The organism is Bradyrhizobium sp. PSBB068 (assembly GCA_016839165.1).
Lineage (GTDB): Bacteria > Pseudomonadota > Alphaproteobacteria > Rhizobiales > Xanthobacteraceae > Bradyrhizobium.
The window spans coordinates 3,445,249-3,460,273 of record CP069300.1; the positions used below are offsets into that span (position 1 = coordinate 3,445,249).

11 protein-coding genes are annotated in these 15,025 nt (G+C 61.7%); 6 read left to right on the forward strand and 5 right to left on the reverse strand.

Annotation, left to right across the window (positions count from 1 at the left end; genetic code table 11):
• Positions 1 to 14: 14 nt before the first annotated feature.
• Positions 15 to 578, reverse strand: a complete 564-nt coding sequence (locus tag JQ507_15930) for a hemerythrin domain-containing protein (GenBank protein ID QRI73356.1) — start codon at positions 576 to 578, stop codon at positions 15 to 17.
• A 219-nt stretch (positions 579 to 797) separates the two neighbouring features.
• On the opposite strand from JQ507_15930, the gene JQ507_15935 reads away from it, so the two are divergent.
• The 3 genes from JQ507_15935 to JQ507_15945 all read left to right on the forward strand — a co-directional run bounded on the left by JQ507_15935 (position 798) and on the right by JQ507_15945 (position 4,173).
• The gene (locus JQ507_15935) at positions 798 to 1,130 is read left to right on the forward strand and encodes a PRC-barrel domain-containing protein (protein QRI72861.1); all 333 of its coding nucleotides are present in this window, start codon (positions 798 to 800) and stop codon (positions 1,128 to 1,130) included.
• A 166-nt stretch (positions 1,131 to 1,296) separates the two neighbouring features.
• Complete coding sequence (locus JQ507_15940) at positions 1,297 to 1,677, forward strand: hypothetical protein (GenBank protein ID QRI72862.1); 381 nt, start codon at positions 1,297 to 1,299, stop codon at positions 1,675 to 1,677.
• Positions 1,678 to 2,010: 333 nt separating this feature from the next.
• Positions 2,011 to 4,173 carry an NERD domain-containing protein gene (locus JQ507_15945; protein QRI72863.1) on the forward strand — a complete coding sequence of 721 codons (2,163 nt, stop codon included), beginning with the start codon at positions 2,011 to 2,013 and terminating at the stop codon, positions 4,171 to 4,173.
• Positions 4,174 to 4,179: 6 nt separating this feature from the next.
• Here the strand turns inward: JQ507_15945 and uvrA are convergent, their stop codons facing one another.
• From uvrA to JQ507_15965, 4 genes are all read right to left on the reverse strand, one after another.
• Positions 4,180 to 7,161 (reverse strand): excinuclease ABC subunit UvrA, encoded by a 2,982-nt coding sequence (gene uvrA / locus JQ507_15950; protein ID QRI72864.1) that lies wholly within the window; start codon positions 7,159 to 7,161, stop codon positions 4,180 to 4,182.
• Between the two features lie 548 nt (positions 7,162 to 7,709).
• Positions 7,710 to 8,369 (reverse strand): porin family protein, encoded by a 660-nt coding sequence (locus JQ507_15955; protein ID QRI73357.1) that lies wholly within the window; start codon positions 8,367 to 8,369, stop codon positions 7,710 to 7,712.
• Between the two features lie 240 nt (positions 8,370 to 8,609).
• Positions 8,610 to 9,371: a porin family protein gene (locus tag JQ507_15960; protein ID QRI72865.1), complete on the reverse strand. Its 762-nt coding sequence runs from the start codon at positions 9,369 to 9,371 to the stop codon at positions 8,610 to 8,612.
• A 248-nt stretch (positions 9,372 to 9,619) separates the two neighbouring features.
• Entirely contained in the window at positions 9,620 to 10,363 is a 744-nt protein-coding gene (locus JQ507_15965; GenBank protein QRI72866.1) for a porin family protein, read from the reverse strand.
• 445 nt (positions 10,364 to 10,808) lie between these two features.
• Here JQ507_15965 and JQ507_15970 point away from each other — a divergent pair, with 445 nt between their 5' ends.
• The 3 genes from JQ507_15970 to gyrA all read left to right on the forward strand — a co-directional run bounded on the left by JQ507_15970 (position 10,809) and on the right by gyrA (position 14,895).
• Positions 10,809 to 11,300 (forward strand): single-stranded DNA-binding protein, encoded by a 492-nt coding sequence (locus tag JQ507_15970; protein ID QRI72867.1) that lies wholly within the window; start codon positions 10,809 to 10,811, stop codon positions 11,298 to 11,300.
• A gap of 253 nt (positions 11,301 to 11,553) precedes the next feature.
• Positions 11,554 to 11,952, forward strand: a complete 399-nt coding sequence (locus JQ507_15975) for a DUF2306 domain-containing protein (GenBank protein QRI73358.1) — start codon at positions 11,554 to 11,556, stop codon at positions 11,950 to 11,952.
• 213 nt (positions 11,953 to 12,165) lie between these two features.
• Positions 12,166 to 14,895 (forward strand): DNA gyrase subunit A, encoded by a 2,730-nt coding sequence (gene gyrA, locus JQ507_15980; protein QRI72868.1) that lies wholly within the window; start codon positions 12,166 to 12,168, stop codon positions 14,893 to 14,895.
• Positions 14,896 to 15,025: the final 130 nt, after the last annotated feature.

A 15,025-nucleotide genomic window follows, 5' to 3' on the forward strand; every position in this document is an offset into this window, starting at 1 on the left:
TTCCGGGTCATGCTCTAATGCCGCTCGGCTTCAGCCTCCTTCTCCAGATCCATGATGTGGGCGCGCAGCACGTCGAACCGCGCCTCGGTCGCATCGCTGAACAACGGGTCCTTGTGCGGCGAAAGCGTGGACTCGATGTCGGCCCAATCTTGCGGCGTCAATGCCTTGACCGCGGCGGGAAAGAAATCGCGGTCTTCCATCATGATGTGGCGCCGCTCGTGCGCCAGGAAATCGCGGATGACCGCGTCGACATTCTCGCGCGGAATCTCGCCGCCCGCGCGCACATTGGCGACCGCGTGGGCGACGCGGTGCAGGCGATCGGAGCCCTTCTGATGCTCGCGCGCGAGATCGCCCATCTTCGCCGCGGCCGCAGGATCGCGATGCCTGAGCTTGGCGAAGATCAGGTCTTCTTGGCGATGATGGTAGAGCTCCGTGTAGACCTCGAAATAGGCGATGATGCTGCCGATCACTTCGTAATCCGGGCGGCCGGCGTGATCGAAAATATCCAGCTCATGCTCGAGAACGTTGAGCAGCCGCTCGATGTTGCGGTGTTCCCGGGACAGAATGTCGATGATCATGGCACTGATCCAGGCAGGAGGCTGGATCAGTCCATAGACGAAAAGACCGTCACCAACTTTGCGCTGGATCAAGGCGCAAGCCGAATATGCGCGATGGTTCGCGCGAAGCGCTGCCGGATGGCGCCCCAGCCGGTCGCTGCGCCGGGGTTTGCCGGTTGGCTCACCAGGCCGAGGGGCGTATGATCCGCGGCAAATACGAGGAAATACAGGGAGGATGCCATGCATCATACCTTGGTGCCCAGTGACCGGGTCGAGCACGTCTGCGTCTTCGGGCGCGACGGTTCAAAACTCGGTTCGATCGAGCGGCTGATGCTCGACAAGGTGAGCGGCACGGTGGCCTACGCCATCATCAAGACCGGCGGCGTGCTGAGCACCCATCACCACTATCCCGTCAGATGGACCGCGCTGCACTTCGATCCCGCGCGGCAGGCCTTCGAGGCCGAAGTGACGCTGGAGGATCTGCGCGCCGGGCCGTCGGAGTTCGACGGCGACGAATTCGACTGGGGCGACCGCTCGCAGTCGTATACGCACCCGAATTATTGGGCGGTGTAGCTGGAGCGAGTAGGGCGGGTTAGCCCAACGGGTCCGCGCGACGCGGGGCCCGATAACCCGCCGAGCTTGGCGATAAGATGGCGGATTACGCTTCGCTAATCCGCCCTACGCTTGGTGCTATCGTGGTAGTCTTGATAAGCGACGCATCGTCGTCAAAGTTAGGCGCATGACCCAATACAAGCCCGTCGGCTGGCCTTCCGTCATACCGAGAATTGTCACGAGCGACTTCACCGGCTTGGCCGGATTCTTGAAAAACGTCTTCGGTGCCGAAGGCGAAGTGCGCTCCGGAGCGCCAACGGAAATCCGGATCGGAGACTCGATCATCCTGATCAGCGACGGCGGAGGCATCCGCGAGACGATGCCGTCCTTCCTCTACGTCTATGTTCCGAACACCGACGAAACCTACCACCGCGCGATCGCGGCAGGAGCTGAATCGATCGAAACCCCCGCGGATACGCCTTATGGCGACCGACGAGCGATGGTTCGGGATTCCTGGGCAAACGTCTGGCAGATCGCCTCGTACCGCGGGAATCGAGACAATGTCTAGTGTAGGTTAGCCGGAGGCGTAACCGCTACAATGTCGCAAAAGGATCGGTGAAATGCGCTACGCCAATTCGCCTACGGACCTCATTCTGGCTACCTGCTAAGCCTTCCTTTTAGGCAATGAGCTACGTACAGCCTCGTTCATTCGCTGCAGCCGGCTGCGAAGCAAGCTAGCACAAGTGCGGAGGGTGAGCGGGGAGTAATGCGTCACGTTCGTCGCAAGAACGGCAAATTATGCACCCCGAGTCGACGCGGCAAGTTTTTATAGTCCAACTCGACATGAGCATCTATTCAACGTTACGTTGTGCCTCGCGGAGTTGAGTTTGCTGGAGGAGCAATGACAATTAGCGAGACTGAAATACGTAGAGCTTTAGAAAAGCTAGATTCCCGGTGGATAGCACAGGAACTGACGGCGGGCTCTGCGGAAGACAACGCCAAAGCCTTACTTGAACTTGCAATGCGATCGGGACAGTTATTTTTTAAGTATCCCAATAAGCGGGAAGGCGCGCGGAACCTCTTTTTCTCGGAACTGCAAAAGCTTTTCGCCAAGACTCTTAGCGCGGGCCTGCAGCAGAGTCTGACGGATGTCGTCACGACAGTTAGAAGGGTAGAAGAAGGGTATCGTAATGTTCTTCACATACTAAACAAGCTACCCGCGCGCAGTCGACCTCCGACGACGCAAGTCTCGGCAGCGCTAAAGTTAGCTTCGCACTATCTCGACTTCGTCGAGCGGCGGGCGCGCGAGAGCATCAAGAAAAAGAAGAGATTGAGTGTTCCGGATGAGCCGACCGGTACGCTCGATGATGGAACGCCTTTCCTGATAGATTCTGCGACAACATCGTTGATTGAAAATCTAGGTGCGACGCTTGAAATGTTCGCGCACGAGAACGGATGGATATCAAGGGACGGAAGAATTGTCTTTCCGGAATTGCAGGAAGTTTCGGATGAAGAATTGAGCGAAAGCGTTGCCGTTGCGACATTGGCAACGAGTTGGATCAGATGGGAGAGAGTGGAACAACGTCGTCGATATTGGGGTGGAGAATTCGTAGAGATCGAGAACGGAAGAGCGATCGAGGGAATGCCTGGGGAGGCACGCGCGTACTTTGAGTACGTTCCTTCCGGCGAAGAACACTACGACTGGATCGCCAACGAGCGCCTCAAGGAACAGTTACAGCAGATCGTTGCAGAGTTGATGTTCGAAACGCCGGCACTGGAGCAAGAAAAAGACATTTCAGATCAACCTAAGCTACTTCCTGACGAATTCGTCAGTGTCCGTGAAGTTAGCTCTGCGATGTATCTATCGAGGGTACTGGGCGCGGACGTTAGGACCGACCGAGGAAAATATGCGGGATTGAAGATCATCGAGTGGCTCCGCGGGTATAGCGCTCTCAACAAATTGGCGTTGGAGTGCTTTGAACGGAACGTCGATCCCTTGGAAAGATGCTTGCCAGCGTTCGATCGAATGGAACTTCAACATAGGCTAGAGCAAGCTGGCCTCTCGTCAGAGGCGGCTACGGCGTTCATCGCACAGGTTACCTTCTGCACCCGAAGTGAAGATCTGTTTGATTGCCCGCTGTTACAGATGTCTGGCGGCTCACTTTTGTTTGTTGCGCCAGCAGCAATTCACGCCGATCCCGGTATGACGACCTATTCTAACTTACTGTCGTTGGAAGAGCGGTTCGATGGCAAAGGAAAGAGGTTTGAGGCCGAAGTCCAGCAGTTCTTCCAGGCAATGGGTCTTAATGCCTTTAGCATTGATACGAGCCGTGATGGAGAGCCCTACGAGATCGACGTTCTTGTACCGTGGGAGAGCCATCTCTTTATTTTCGAATGCAAGAATCGCGGCTTGTCAAATCATCACCCAATCCAGTCCTATTACTTCCGAAAAGAGCGTGACGCCTTCATTAAACAAATCAAACGGCAGCTGAATGGATTAGCCATGTACCCTGAGATGGCGATTGAGGCTGGAGGAGTAGACCCGCGTCAAATGCAGATTGTACCCATTATCTTGTACGAAGCTCCTTATGCTGAAGGCGGTGCGCATGACGGGATTTATATTGCAGATTGGTCAAGCATTGGCCGTTTTTTCAAAGATCGGTACTTGAATTCAAAGACCCCGCACGTTCTGCATCGAAAGAAGCGTCTCATACATCGGTCGGGCTTATATTCTTTCTGGCAAGGTAAGGAGCCGGCACCAAACGATTTGATGCGTCAACTCTCTGATCCAGTGCAGGTTCGGATAATGCAGAGTCGGATAAAGGAGATTGAAAGCGTTTTTGTAATTGACGAGAATCGGCTCGGAGTCAGTCGGGAGCTGCAGCGGGGACCTTTCATTTTGGAGAGAGTTGGCAAGCTTCTCGGATTTGATGCCGCGGGGGTCAAGTCCGAGGAAAGAAAGGCAAGAAGGCAAGTCGCCGCTCTTAACAAGGCTCTCGAGCAGAAGGAATTAAGGCAGCAAACAAGAGCCTTTCGGGAAAGGCAGAAGCGAGCAGAGAAATGACTCCGGCTACTCCGCCGCCTCGCTCGCTGAACTCTTCCGCGGCTTGCTGTTCGCCTTCTTTAGCACCGGCGCCAGGAACTTGCCGGTGTAGCTCCTCGGCGCCTTGACGATGTCCTCCGGCGGGCCCCAGGCGACGATCTCGCCGCCGCCGTCGCCGCCTTCGGGGCCGAGGTCGATCACCCAGTCGGCGGTCTTGATGACTTCGAGATTGTGCTCGATCACGACAACCGTGTTGCCCTGGGCGACCAGCTCGTGCAGCACCTCGAGCAGCTTTGCGACGTCGTGGAAGTGCAGGCCGGTGGTCGGCTCGTCCAGGATGTAGAGCGTGCGGCCGGTGGCGCGCTTCGACAATTCCTTGGCTAGCTTGACGCGCTGGGCTTCGCCACCGGACAGCGTCGTGGCTTGCTGGCCGACATGGATGTAGTCGAGACCGACGCGGTGCAGGGTCTGGAAGGTCTCGCGCACGCGCGGCACCGCCTTGAAGAACTCGGCGGCTTCCTCGACGGTCATGTCGAGCACGTCGGCGATGCTCTTGCCCTTGAACAGCACTTCCAGCGTTTCGCGGTTGTAGCGCTTGCCCTTGCAGGTGTCGCAGGTGACGTAGACGTCGGGCAGGAAGTGCATCTCGATCTTGATGACGCCGTCGCCCTGGCAGGCCTCGCAGCGGCCGCCCTTGACGTTGAACGAGAAGCGCCCGGGCTCGTAGCCGCGCGCCTTCGCTTCCGGCAGGCCGGCGAACCATTCGCGGATCGGCGTGAAGGCGCCGGTATAGGTCGCGGGGTTGGAGCGCGGGGTGCGGCCGATCGGCGACTGGTCGATGTCGATGATCTTGTCGATGTGCTCGAGGCCCTCGATGCGGTCGTGCGGCGCGGCGCCCTCGCTGGCATTGTTCAGCTTGCGCGCGATCGACTTGTAGAGCGTGTCGATCAGCAAGGTCGACTTGCCGCCGCCGGAGACGCCGGTGACGCAGGTGAACAGGCCGAGCGGAATCTCGGCCGAGACGTTCTTCAGATTGTTGCCGCGGGCGTTGATCACCTTGATGGTGCGGCGATGGTTCGGCGGCCGCCGGTCGGGCACCGGCACCGAAAGCTCACCGGTGAGGTACTTGCCGGTCAGCGATTTCGGGTTGCGCATGATCTGGTCGGGCGTGCCTTCCGCGACGATGTTGCCGCCATGCATGCCGGCGCCGGGGCCGATATCGAGCACGTAATCCGCCAAGCGAATGGCGTCCTCGTCATGCTCGACCACGACCACGGTGTTGCCGAGGTCGCGCAGCCGCTTCAGGGTATCGAGCAGCCGGGCATTGTCGCGCTGGTGCAGGCCGATCGACGGCTCGTCCAGCACGTAGAGCACGCCGGTCAGTCCCGAGCCGATCTGCGAGGCGAGGCGGATGCGCTGGCTCTCGCCGCCGGACAGCGTACCGGAGGAGCGCGACAGCGTCAGGTAGTTCAGGCCGACGTCGAGCAGGAAGGTCAGGCGCTCGCGGATCTCCTTGAGGATGCGCGCCGCGATCTCGTTCTGCTGCGCGTTCAGCGCCTCCGGCACCGTCTCGAACCATTCGCCGGCGCGCTTGACCGAGAGCTCGGAGATCTCGCCGATATGCTTGCCGCCGATCTTGACGCACAGCGCCTCCGGCTTCAGGCGATAGCCGTGGCAGCCTTCGCAGGGCACGTCGGAGAAATACTTGCCGAGCTCCTCGCGCGCCCACTCGCTCTCGGTCTCGCGGTAGCGGCGGTTGATGTTGGTGACGACGCCCTCGAACGGTTTCTTGGTGTCGTAGGAGCGCACGCCGTCCTCATAGGAGAACTTGATCTCGTCGTCGCCGGAGCCGTGCAGCAGCGCGGCCTGCACCTTCTTCGGCAGATCCTTCCACTTGGTGTCGAGCGTGAACTTGTAGTGCTTGCCGAGCGCGGTCAGGGTCTGGATGTAATAGGGCGAGGACGATTTTGCCCATGGCGCGATCGCGCCCTTGCGCAGGGTCAGCTCCTTGTCCGGGATGACCAGGTCCTCGTCGATATGCTGCTCGACGCCGAGGCCGCCGCAGGCCGGACAGGCGCCGTAGGGATTGTTGAACGAGAACAGGCGCGGCTCGATCTCGGGGATCGTGAAGCCGGACACCGGGCAGGCGAACTTTTCGGAGAACAGGATGCGCTCGGGGCCGCTCTTGTCGTGGATTTTTGCGGTCTTCTTCTTGTCTTCCTTCTCGCCGGCAGCCGCCGCCGGCGTGTCGGCGTATTCGATCACCGCGAGGCCATCGGCGAGCTTCAGCGCGGTCTCGAAACTTTCAGCGAGGCGCTGGGCCAGGTCGGGGCGCACCACGATGCGGTCGACCACCACGTCGATGTCGTGCGGGAATTTCTTGTCGAGGCTAGGGGCCTCCGACAGCTCATGGAAGGTGCCGTCGATCTTGACGCGCTGAAAGCCCTTCTTGAGGTATTCGGCGAGCTCCTTCTTGTACTCGCCCTTGCGGCCGCGCACGACCGGCGCCAGCAGATAGAGGCGGGTGCCTTCGGGCAGCGCCAGCACGCGGTCGACCATCTGCGAGACGATCTGGCTCTCGATCGGCAATCCCGTCGCCGGCGAATAGGGCACGCCGACCCGCGCCCACAACAAGCGCATGTAGTCGTAGATCTCGGTGACGGTGCCGACGGTGGAGCGCGGGTTCTTCGAGGTCGTCTTCTGCTCGATCGAGATCGCCGGCGACAGGCCGTCGATCTGGTCGACATCAGGCTTCTGCATCATCTCCAGAAATTGCCGCGCATAGGCCGACAGCGACTCGACGTAGCGGCGCTGGCCCTCGGCATAGATGGTGTCGAACGCGAGCGACGACTTGCCGGAGCCGGACAGGCCGGTGAACACCACGAGCTTGTCGCGCGGAATCTCGACGTCGATGTTCTTCAGATTGTGTTCGCGCGCGCCGCGGATCGTGATGGCGCGCGATGAGGAGCCGGCGTTGTTTTGGCGCTTCGCCTTGAGCACTTCATCCATTGCGACGGTTCCGGGCGCATGATCGGGCGCCTTTTGGGCGCGCATCGCCGGTGATGCCGGGAGCTTGCGCCGATGGGGTGTGTGAAGACTGGAACGTAGGTAGAACGGCCGACAATTTCCAGTGCTGAATGGCGTCCATCAACGGATAGTTTAGCCGATGGCAGCAGCCGTCAGCAGGATCGGTTCCAGATTTCCGTTTTGACGCGTTTTCCTGGCGCGAACCGGCATCCATCCCGGATCAAGTTCCGGGACAGGCTTCGCTCGAAAATGCTTTGACGAAAAAAAGGCCGGCGCGAGGCCGGCCTTTCCGAGACCTTGGGGGGCTGTCTTTCGCTTAAAGCGAGATGAGTTTTGGTTGAATCGGCTTGGCGCGGTCTTGCTTCACCTCTCCCTGGTGGGGAGAGGTCGGATTGCGCAGCAATCCGGGTGAGGGCTCTTGCTCTCTCGATAGACCGCAACCCCTCACCCGATTTGCTCCGCAAATCACCTCTCCCAAGGGAGAGGTGAACTTTCGATGCCGTTCCAGCTCAACTTAATCTCATCAGGCTTTAGTACTTCGCGACGATCGGGCCGCCGAAGTGATAGTTCACGCCGAACTGGACGGTGTGCAGGTTGATGTCGGCCGACCGCACGCCGAAGTAGGTCTCACCGCCCAGGCTGCGATACAGGTATTCGCCCTTGATCGACCACTGCGGCGCGATGAACGCCTCGATGCCGGCACCGACGGTCCAGCCCGAGTGGAAGTTGCTCTGCGAGACGCTGACGCCGCCCGCGCTGAGGGAGAGCTTGTTGTCGACCCAGGCGTAGCCGCCGGTGCCGTAGAACAGCACCTTGTCGACCGCGAAGCCGATGCGGCCGCGCGCGGTGCCGAGCGCGTCGATCTTGCTCGTCGCCGTGATGCCGAGCGCAGTGGCGGAGGCGTTGACGTCAGCCCATGCGCCGTCGGCCTCGAGGCCGTACACGATGTTGCCGGCCTGCCAGTTGTAGCCGATGGTGCCGCCGCCGAAGCCGCCTTCCATCTTCGGGTTGCCCGAATTCTCGCTGGCGTAGCCACCGAAGCCGCCGATGTAGAAGCCGGTCCAGTTGGTGAACGCGACCGGCGGCGGAGCCTTCACGTAGGGCGCGCGAGCCGCCATGTCGGCGGCCATCGCCGGTGCAATTGCGCTGAGGGCAAACATGCCGGCCGAGGCCAGCAGAACATTCCTGATTTTCAAAGTCCCAGTCCCATTTTCTTGTTGTCCCTTCAAACATTGAAGGGAAACGCCAACGCGGTGTCGCGTGACGTTCATGTGTTTCTACCTAGAAATCTTGGAAGTTGTGTATCCGTGAAACCACAATGCACGGAAAACGGCCCACGCGAGCCGTGCGCTTGCCCGCAACGAAAGAGCCCGGCGCAAGGCCGGCTCCTGTCGTTCGCTGCACGGCTGCGGCGCGCGGCCGCAGGTCGCTCAGTACTTCGCTGACACCACCGGACTGCTCGGTGCGTTGAAGTGGTAATTGATGCCGAGCTTGACGGTGTGGAAACTGTCCTTCCACTCCGAGCGATCGTTCAGTGCCGGCGTGTACTGGATCGGCGCGACCTTGCCGAGATCGATGTAGTTGTATTCGAGCTTGGCCGACCAATTGGCAGCGAACATGTATTCGACGCCGGCGCCGGCGGTCCAGCCCCAGCGCGTGTCGCTGGCCGAGGCCGAGGGCGGCGCGAGCCCGGCATTGTAGCGGTGCAGGATGTCGCCGACCGCGGCGCCGCCGCTCACGAACCACAACGTGGCGCCGTCGGCGTAGCCGAGCCGGCCCTTGATGTCGCCGAAGCTGCGCAGCTCGGTGTAGTAGGTGTCGAGCACACTGGGCGGTCCGACATTGATCACGTCGGAGCGGCCGGTGACGGCGGCCCAGTGGTAGTCGCCCTCGATCCCGAACACGACGGGGCCGGTCTGAAAATTGTAACCGACCACGCCGCCGACAAAGCCGCCGCTGGTGTTGTAGCTCTGCGTGCCGATGAACGCCGCATCGTTCGGTGCGCCAAGGTAAGTCTCGTTGCTGGTGCCCCAGCCGCCGCCGCCCTGGGCGCCGAGATAGAAGCCGCTCCAGCTGGTCGCAGGCGCGACGACCGGCGCCGGTGCGGGGGCGTGCGCGGCGAGGTCAGCCGCCGATACGGACGAAACGCTCAGCGCGGCAAGGCCGGCCGCGGCAACGCAAAGCTGCTTCATGGAATCCATCCCGTTTCGAATCGATCAATGACGGGACAAGGCTACCAGCACAGGTTGCAAGCCAGCGTAGCGCTCCGGCCACACTGATAACATTTTGATTTTATTGGATATTGCACGATTTATTAAGATTTAACCACGTTTGATTCGTGGTTGTGTGCGACTGGCCGCTCGCGCGAGCCGGCCGACCCGCCAAACAAAAAGGCCGGCGCGAAGCCGGCCTTTGGTCTCGATCGAACCGGATCGCGCGATCAGTAGCGCGCGACCACCGGGCCACCCCACTTGTAGTTCACGCGGACGGTGACGAGGTCGACGTCCTGGCGGTCGCGGATGCTGCTGAACAGCGCGCCGGTCGGGGTGGTGAGGTTGTAGGTCTTGTCCTGCATGAACAGGTGGTCGTATTCGACACCAGCGGTCCAGTTCGGCGCGAAGCCGACTTCGATGCCGGCGCCGATGGTGCCGCCCCAGCGGGTGTCGCTGGCGCTGCCGGCGAGCACGCCGGTCGGCGTGAAGAAGGTCCTGTAACGATTGTCGGTCAGCGCCGCACCACCCTTGGCGTACAGCAGCACGTTGTTGACGGCGTAGCCGACCTGGCCGGTGAACAGGCCGAACGCGTCGATCTTGGTCTGGTTGGTGAAGAGGCCCGGGAAGATCGCGCTGTTGTTGCTGCCCTTCAGGTCAGCCCAGTCGCCCTGCGCTTCGAGGCCGAACACCCAGGCGCCGGACTGCCAGCGATAGCCGATCTGGCCACCGGCAACGCCGCCGGTCGCGTCATGGCAACCATCCGATCCGAGGAGCAGTCCACCCGGGACCTGGCTCCAGCAATTGTGGCTCGAGCCCCAGCCGCCGTTGGCGCCGATGTAGAAGCCACTCCAGTCATAGATCGCAGCAATTATCGGCGGCGCCTTGGTGTAGGGGCGTGCCGCGAGGTCGGCCGCCGCAGCGGGCGCTGCGAACGCAATCAGGGCAACCGTACCGAGCAAAAACTTCTTCATTTCAAAACTCCCAGCCGATCGGCTTCCAAAAGGGTCCCAAAGCCGATCTCAGACGCGAGCGCCCATCTGATGGTGGACATCTATACGCTGATTCAACCGGAAACGCCGTCTCCCAAAAGCCACACTTGCGGAAGAAGTGTGGCTAGTGCAAGTCATTGATTTACTGAATTTTTTCTAGCGTGGATGAGCCGGCGGGCCGCCGCGATCGAAATCGTCCGGCCGTTCTATCGCCCTGGTCGCCTCTACGGCTGGTTGTGGCGAACAAAACTGGAACATTGTCGGCTGCAGTGCTATATCCTCGATAGTCGTGGATAACCGCGCGCGGGCAAAGGCGGCGAGCCGGCGCCGGCGTATAGGGTCATCCACGACGCCTGCGATGTAAGTGGCGAAGGTTGAGAGTGGCGGCCGATGTCCGGACGCCCGGTTTTTAAGTGGAGATGATGCGATGGCAGGAAGCGTGAACAAGGTGATCCTGGTCGGAAACCTCGGCAAGGATCCGGAAATCCGGCGGACCCAGGACGGCCGTCCGATCGCCAATCTGTCCATCGCCACCTCGGAGACCTGGCGCGACAAGGGCACCGGCGAGCGCAAGGAAAAGACCGAGTGGCACCGCGTCGTGATCTTCAACGAGGGCCTCTGCAAGGTCGCCGAGCAGTATCTGAAGAAGGGCGCCAAGGTGTACATCGAGGGCCAGTTGCAGACCCGCAAATGGACCGACCAGTCCGGCGTCGAGAAGTACTCGACCGAGGTCGTGCTGCAGGGCTTCAACTCCAACCTGACCATGCTCGACGGGCGGGGCGGCGGTGGCGGCAGCTTCTCGGACGACGGTGGCAGCGATTTCGGCTCGTCCGGTCCGGTCAGCTCGGCGCCGCGCCGCGCAGTGGCCGCCGGCGGCGGCAGCCGCAACAGCGACATGGACGACGACATCCCGTTCTGATCGAACGTCGCATTCCCGGGCTCATACGAACCGCTCCGTGAAGATTCATTTCGCGGGGCGGCGGTGAGATGCGTGGTGCAATTATCCTCATGTGGATTATGAGGATAACGTCCGAGCTGCAAGCCTAGTATTAGGTTTTTGGGGCTGGCTGGCGCAAGTTCCCGCGACTTTGACACAGGTCGATGTGAATGATATTTACATTGGCTGGCGGCGGACGATGACTGGCCGCGAGTTCAATGCAAAGGCCGTCACCATGAGCCTCGCGCCACTGCTCGACGCCGCGCCTGCGATCCCGCTCCATGCCTTCGCTGCGATGGCCGCCTTCGTGCTCGGCTCGATCCAGCTCGCCGCGCCGAAGGGCACGCTGCCGCACCGGACGCTGGGCTGGATCTGGGTGATCCTGATGCTGGTGGTCGCAGGCAGCTCGTTCTGGATCCATCAGATCCGGCTGCTCGGGCCGTGGAGCCCAATCCATCTGCTGTCGGTCTTCTCGCTGGTCATGCTGGTGGTCGGCGTGACGGCTGCGCGCAGCCACAATGTCCGCAGCCACAAGTTCACGATGATCGGCATCTTCTTCGGCGCGCTGCTCATCGCCGGGCTGTTCACCTTGATGCCCGGGCGGATCATGCACGCCGTGATTTTCGGCAACTGATTGCGCGGTTGAGGGGCGTCGTGGGGCCAGCTCCATCGGCTCCCACCCGGCCTGCGATCGCGGCGCAAAGCCGGCCCGCGGCAAATCTACAATGTGGCTGGTAAGTCCATGAAAAAACGAAGGGAAAAACGGCTAGCCGGAGCCGCGTCGGGGTGGTTATCAGGCCCCCGATGGGCTATATGATTCCCCAGTAAAACTGACCGGATTTCCCCTTTGTCCGATAACGAAGATGACAAGCCCGGCGAGCCGCCGGCGCCCTCAGATATTCGTCCCGTTTCCATTCTCGACGAGATGAAGAAATCGTACCTCGATTACGCGATGAGCGTGATCGTGTCGCGTGCGCTGCCCGATGCGCGCGACGGGCTCAAGCCGGTGCACCGGCGCATCCTGTATTCGATGCATGAGCAGGGGCACACGCCGGACAAGAAATACGTCAAATCCGCCCGTGTCGTCGGTGACGTGATCGGTAAGTACCATCCGCATGGCGACCAGTCGATCTACGACGCGATGGTCCGCATGGCGCAGGACTTCTCGCTGCGCGTGCCGCTGATCGACGGCCAGGGCAATTTCGGCTCGATCGACGGCGATCCGCCGGCGGCCTACCGATATACCGAAGCGCGGCTGACCAAGGCGGCGCTCGCCGTGCTCGCCGACATCGACATGGAAACCGTCGATTTCCAGCCGAACTACGACAATTCCGAGCAGGAGCCGTCGGTCCTGCCGGCCCGGTTCCCGAACCTCCTGGTCAACGGCGCCGGCGGCATCGCCGTCGGCATGGCGACCAACATCCCGCCGCACAATCTCGGCGAGGTGGTCGACGCCTGCGTGGCGCTGATCGACAACCCGGCGCTCTCGATCGACGAGCTGATCGACATCATCCCCGGGCCGGATTTCCCGACCGGCGGCATCATCCTCGGCCGCCAGGGCATCCGCTCCGCCTATCATCTCGGCCGCGGCTCGATCGTGATGCGCGGCAAGGTGACGATCGACACCATCCGCAAGGACCGCGAAGCGATCATCATCACCGAGATTCCCTACCAGGTGAACAAGGCCACGATGGTCGAGCGCATCGCCGACCTCGTGAAGGAGAAGAAGATCGAGGGCATCGGCGATCTCCGCGACGAGTCCGACCGCGACGGCTATCGCGTCGTGATCGAGCTGAAGCGCGAGGCGGTGCCTGACGTCGTGCTGAACCAGCTCTATCGCTTCACGCCGCTGCAGACCAACTTCCCCGCCAACATGCTGGCGCTGGATTCCGGTCGTCCGCAGACGATGACGTTGAAGGATCTGCTCACCATCTTCGTCGCGTTCCGCGAACAGGTGGTGACGCGGCGGACCAAGTTCCTGCTCGGCAAGGCGCGCGACCGCGCCCATATCCTGGTCGGCCTCGCCATCGCGGTTGCCAATATCGACGAGATGATCCGGGTGATCCGGACCTCTCCCGATCCGAACACGGCGCGCGACACGCTGATGTCGCGCGACTGGCCGGCGCGGGACGTCGAGGCGATGATCACGCTGATCGACGATCCACGGCACCGGATCAATGACGACGGCACGCTCCGGCTGTCGATGGAGCAGGCGAGGGCGATCCTCGATCTGCGGCTGCAACGCCTGACCGCGCTCGGGCGGGACGAGATTTCCGATGAGCTCGACAAGCTCGCGGCCGAGATCGCCGACTATCTCGACATCCTGCGCTCGCGTGCGCGCGTGCAGGGCATCGTCAAGACCGAACTCGCCGAGGTGAAGCAGCAGTTCGCGACGCCGCGCAAGACCGTGATCATCGAGCAGGAAGGCGAGGTCGAGGACGAGGACCTGATCCAGCGCGAGGACATGGTCGTCACCGTCTCGCATGCGGGCTATGTCAAGCGCGTACCGCTCTCGACCTACCGGGCGCAGCGCCGCGGCGGCAAGGGCCGCGCCGGCATGCAGACCCGCGACGAGGATTTCGTCGCGCGGCTGTTCGTGGCCTCCACCCACACACCGGTGCTGTTCTTCTCCTCGCGCGGCCAGGTCTACAAGGAGAAGGTCTGGCGGCTGCCGATGGCGGCGCCCAACGCGCGCGGCAAGGCGCTGATCAACATCCTGCCGCTGGAGCAGGGCGAGCGCATCACGACCATCATGCCGCTGCCGGAGGATGAATCCTCCTGGGGCAATCTCGACGTGATGTTCGCGACGACCAGCGGCACCGTTCGCCGCAACAAGCTGTCCGACTTCGTCGACGTCCGCCGCTCCGGCATCATCGCGATGAAGCTCGGTGAGGGCGAGGCGATCGTCGACGTGCAGATCTGCACCGAGCGTGACGACGTGCTGCTGACCGCCGCCGGCGGGCAGTGCATCCGCTTCCCGGTCCCCGATGTGCGCGTCTTCACCGGCCGCACCTCGATGGGCGTGCGCGGCATTGCGCTCGCCGAGGCCGACAGGCTGATCTCGCTGGCGATCCTGCGCCATGTCGAGACCACCTCGGATGAACGTTCCGCCTATTTGAAGATGCGCCGCGCGGTGGCCGGCGAGGCCACGACCGAAGAGCCGGTCGAGACCGAGGGCGAGGAGACGGCGAACGATGCGATCCAGCTGTCGCAGGAGCGCTATGCCGAGCTGTCGGCGGCCGAGCAGGTGGTGCTGACGGTTTCCGTCAACGGCTACGGCAAGCGGACCTCGTCCTACGAGTACCGCACCACCGGCCGCGGCGGTAAAGGCATCGTCGCGATGAGCGTCAACAATCGCAACGGCAATCTGGTGGCGTCGTTCCCGGTCGAGGACGCCGACCAGATCATGCTGGTCACCGACAAGGGGCAATTGATCCGCTGTCCGGTGGCCGACATCCGCGTGGCCGGCCGCTCGACCCAGGGCGTGATCGTGTTCGACACCGCCGAGGACGAGCACGTGGTCTCGGTCGAGCACATTCCGGAAGAAGAGAACAGCGAGAACGGCAACGGCGGTTAGCAGGCGCCTCCGAATGTGGTTTTTCGCCACAGAGAACTCGACGGCGCTTCAGCGCCGTCGTTGACCTCTTCTAACAACGATCGGTGAATCGCAGGGAATTTTGCGCAAGTGCATACTGTGATATCGCGAG

Coding starts and splice junctions, on each gene's coding strand:
- JQ507_15970 (QRI72867.1), top strand. CDS start 10,809: ATGGCAGGAAGCGTGAACAAGGTGATCCTGGTCGGAAACCTCGGCAAG.
- JQ507_15935 (QRI72861.1), top strand. CDS start 798: ATGCATCATACCTTGGTGCCCAGTGACCGGGTCGAGCACGTCTGCGTC.
- uvrA (QRI72864.1), bottom strand. CDS start 7,161: ATGGATGAAGTGCTCAAGGCGAAGCGCCAAAACAACGCCGGCTCCTCA.
- JQ507_15940 (QRI72862.1), top strand. CDS start 1,297: ATGACCCAATACAAGCCCGTCGGCTGGCCTTCCGTCATACCGAGAATT.
- JQ507_15965 (QRI72866.1), bottom strand. CDS start 10,363: ATGAAGAAGTTTTTGCTCGGTACGGTTGCCCTGATTGCGTTCGCAGCG.
- JQ507_15945 (QRI72863.1), top strand. CDS start 2,011: ATGACAATTAGCGAGACTGAAATACGTAGAGCTTTAGAAAAGCTAGAT.
- JQ507_15930 (QRI73356.1), bottom strand. CDS start 578: ATGATCATCGACATTCTGTCCCGGGAACACCGCAACATCGAGCGGCTG.
- JQ507_15975 (QRI73358.1), top strand. CDS start 11,554: ATGAGCCTCGCGCCACTGCTCGACGCCGCGCCTGCGATCCCGCTCCAT.
- JQ507_15960 (QRI72865.1), bottom strand. CDS start 9,371: ATGAAGCAGCTTTGCGTTGCCGCGGCCGGCCTTGCCGCGCTGAGCGTT.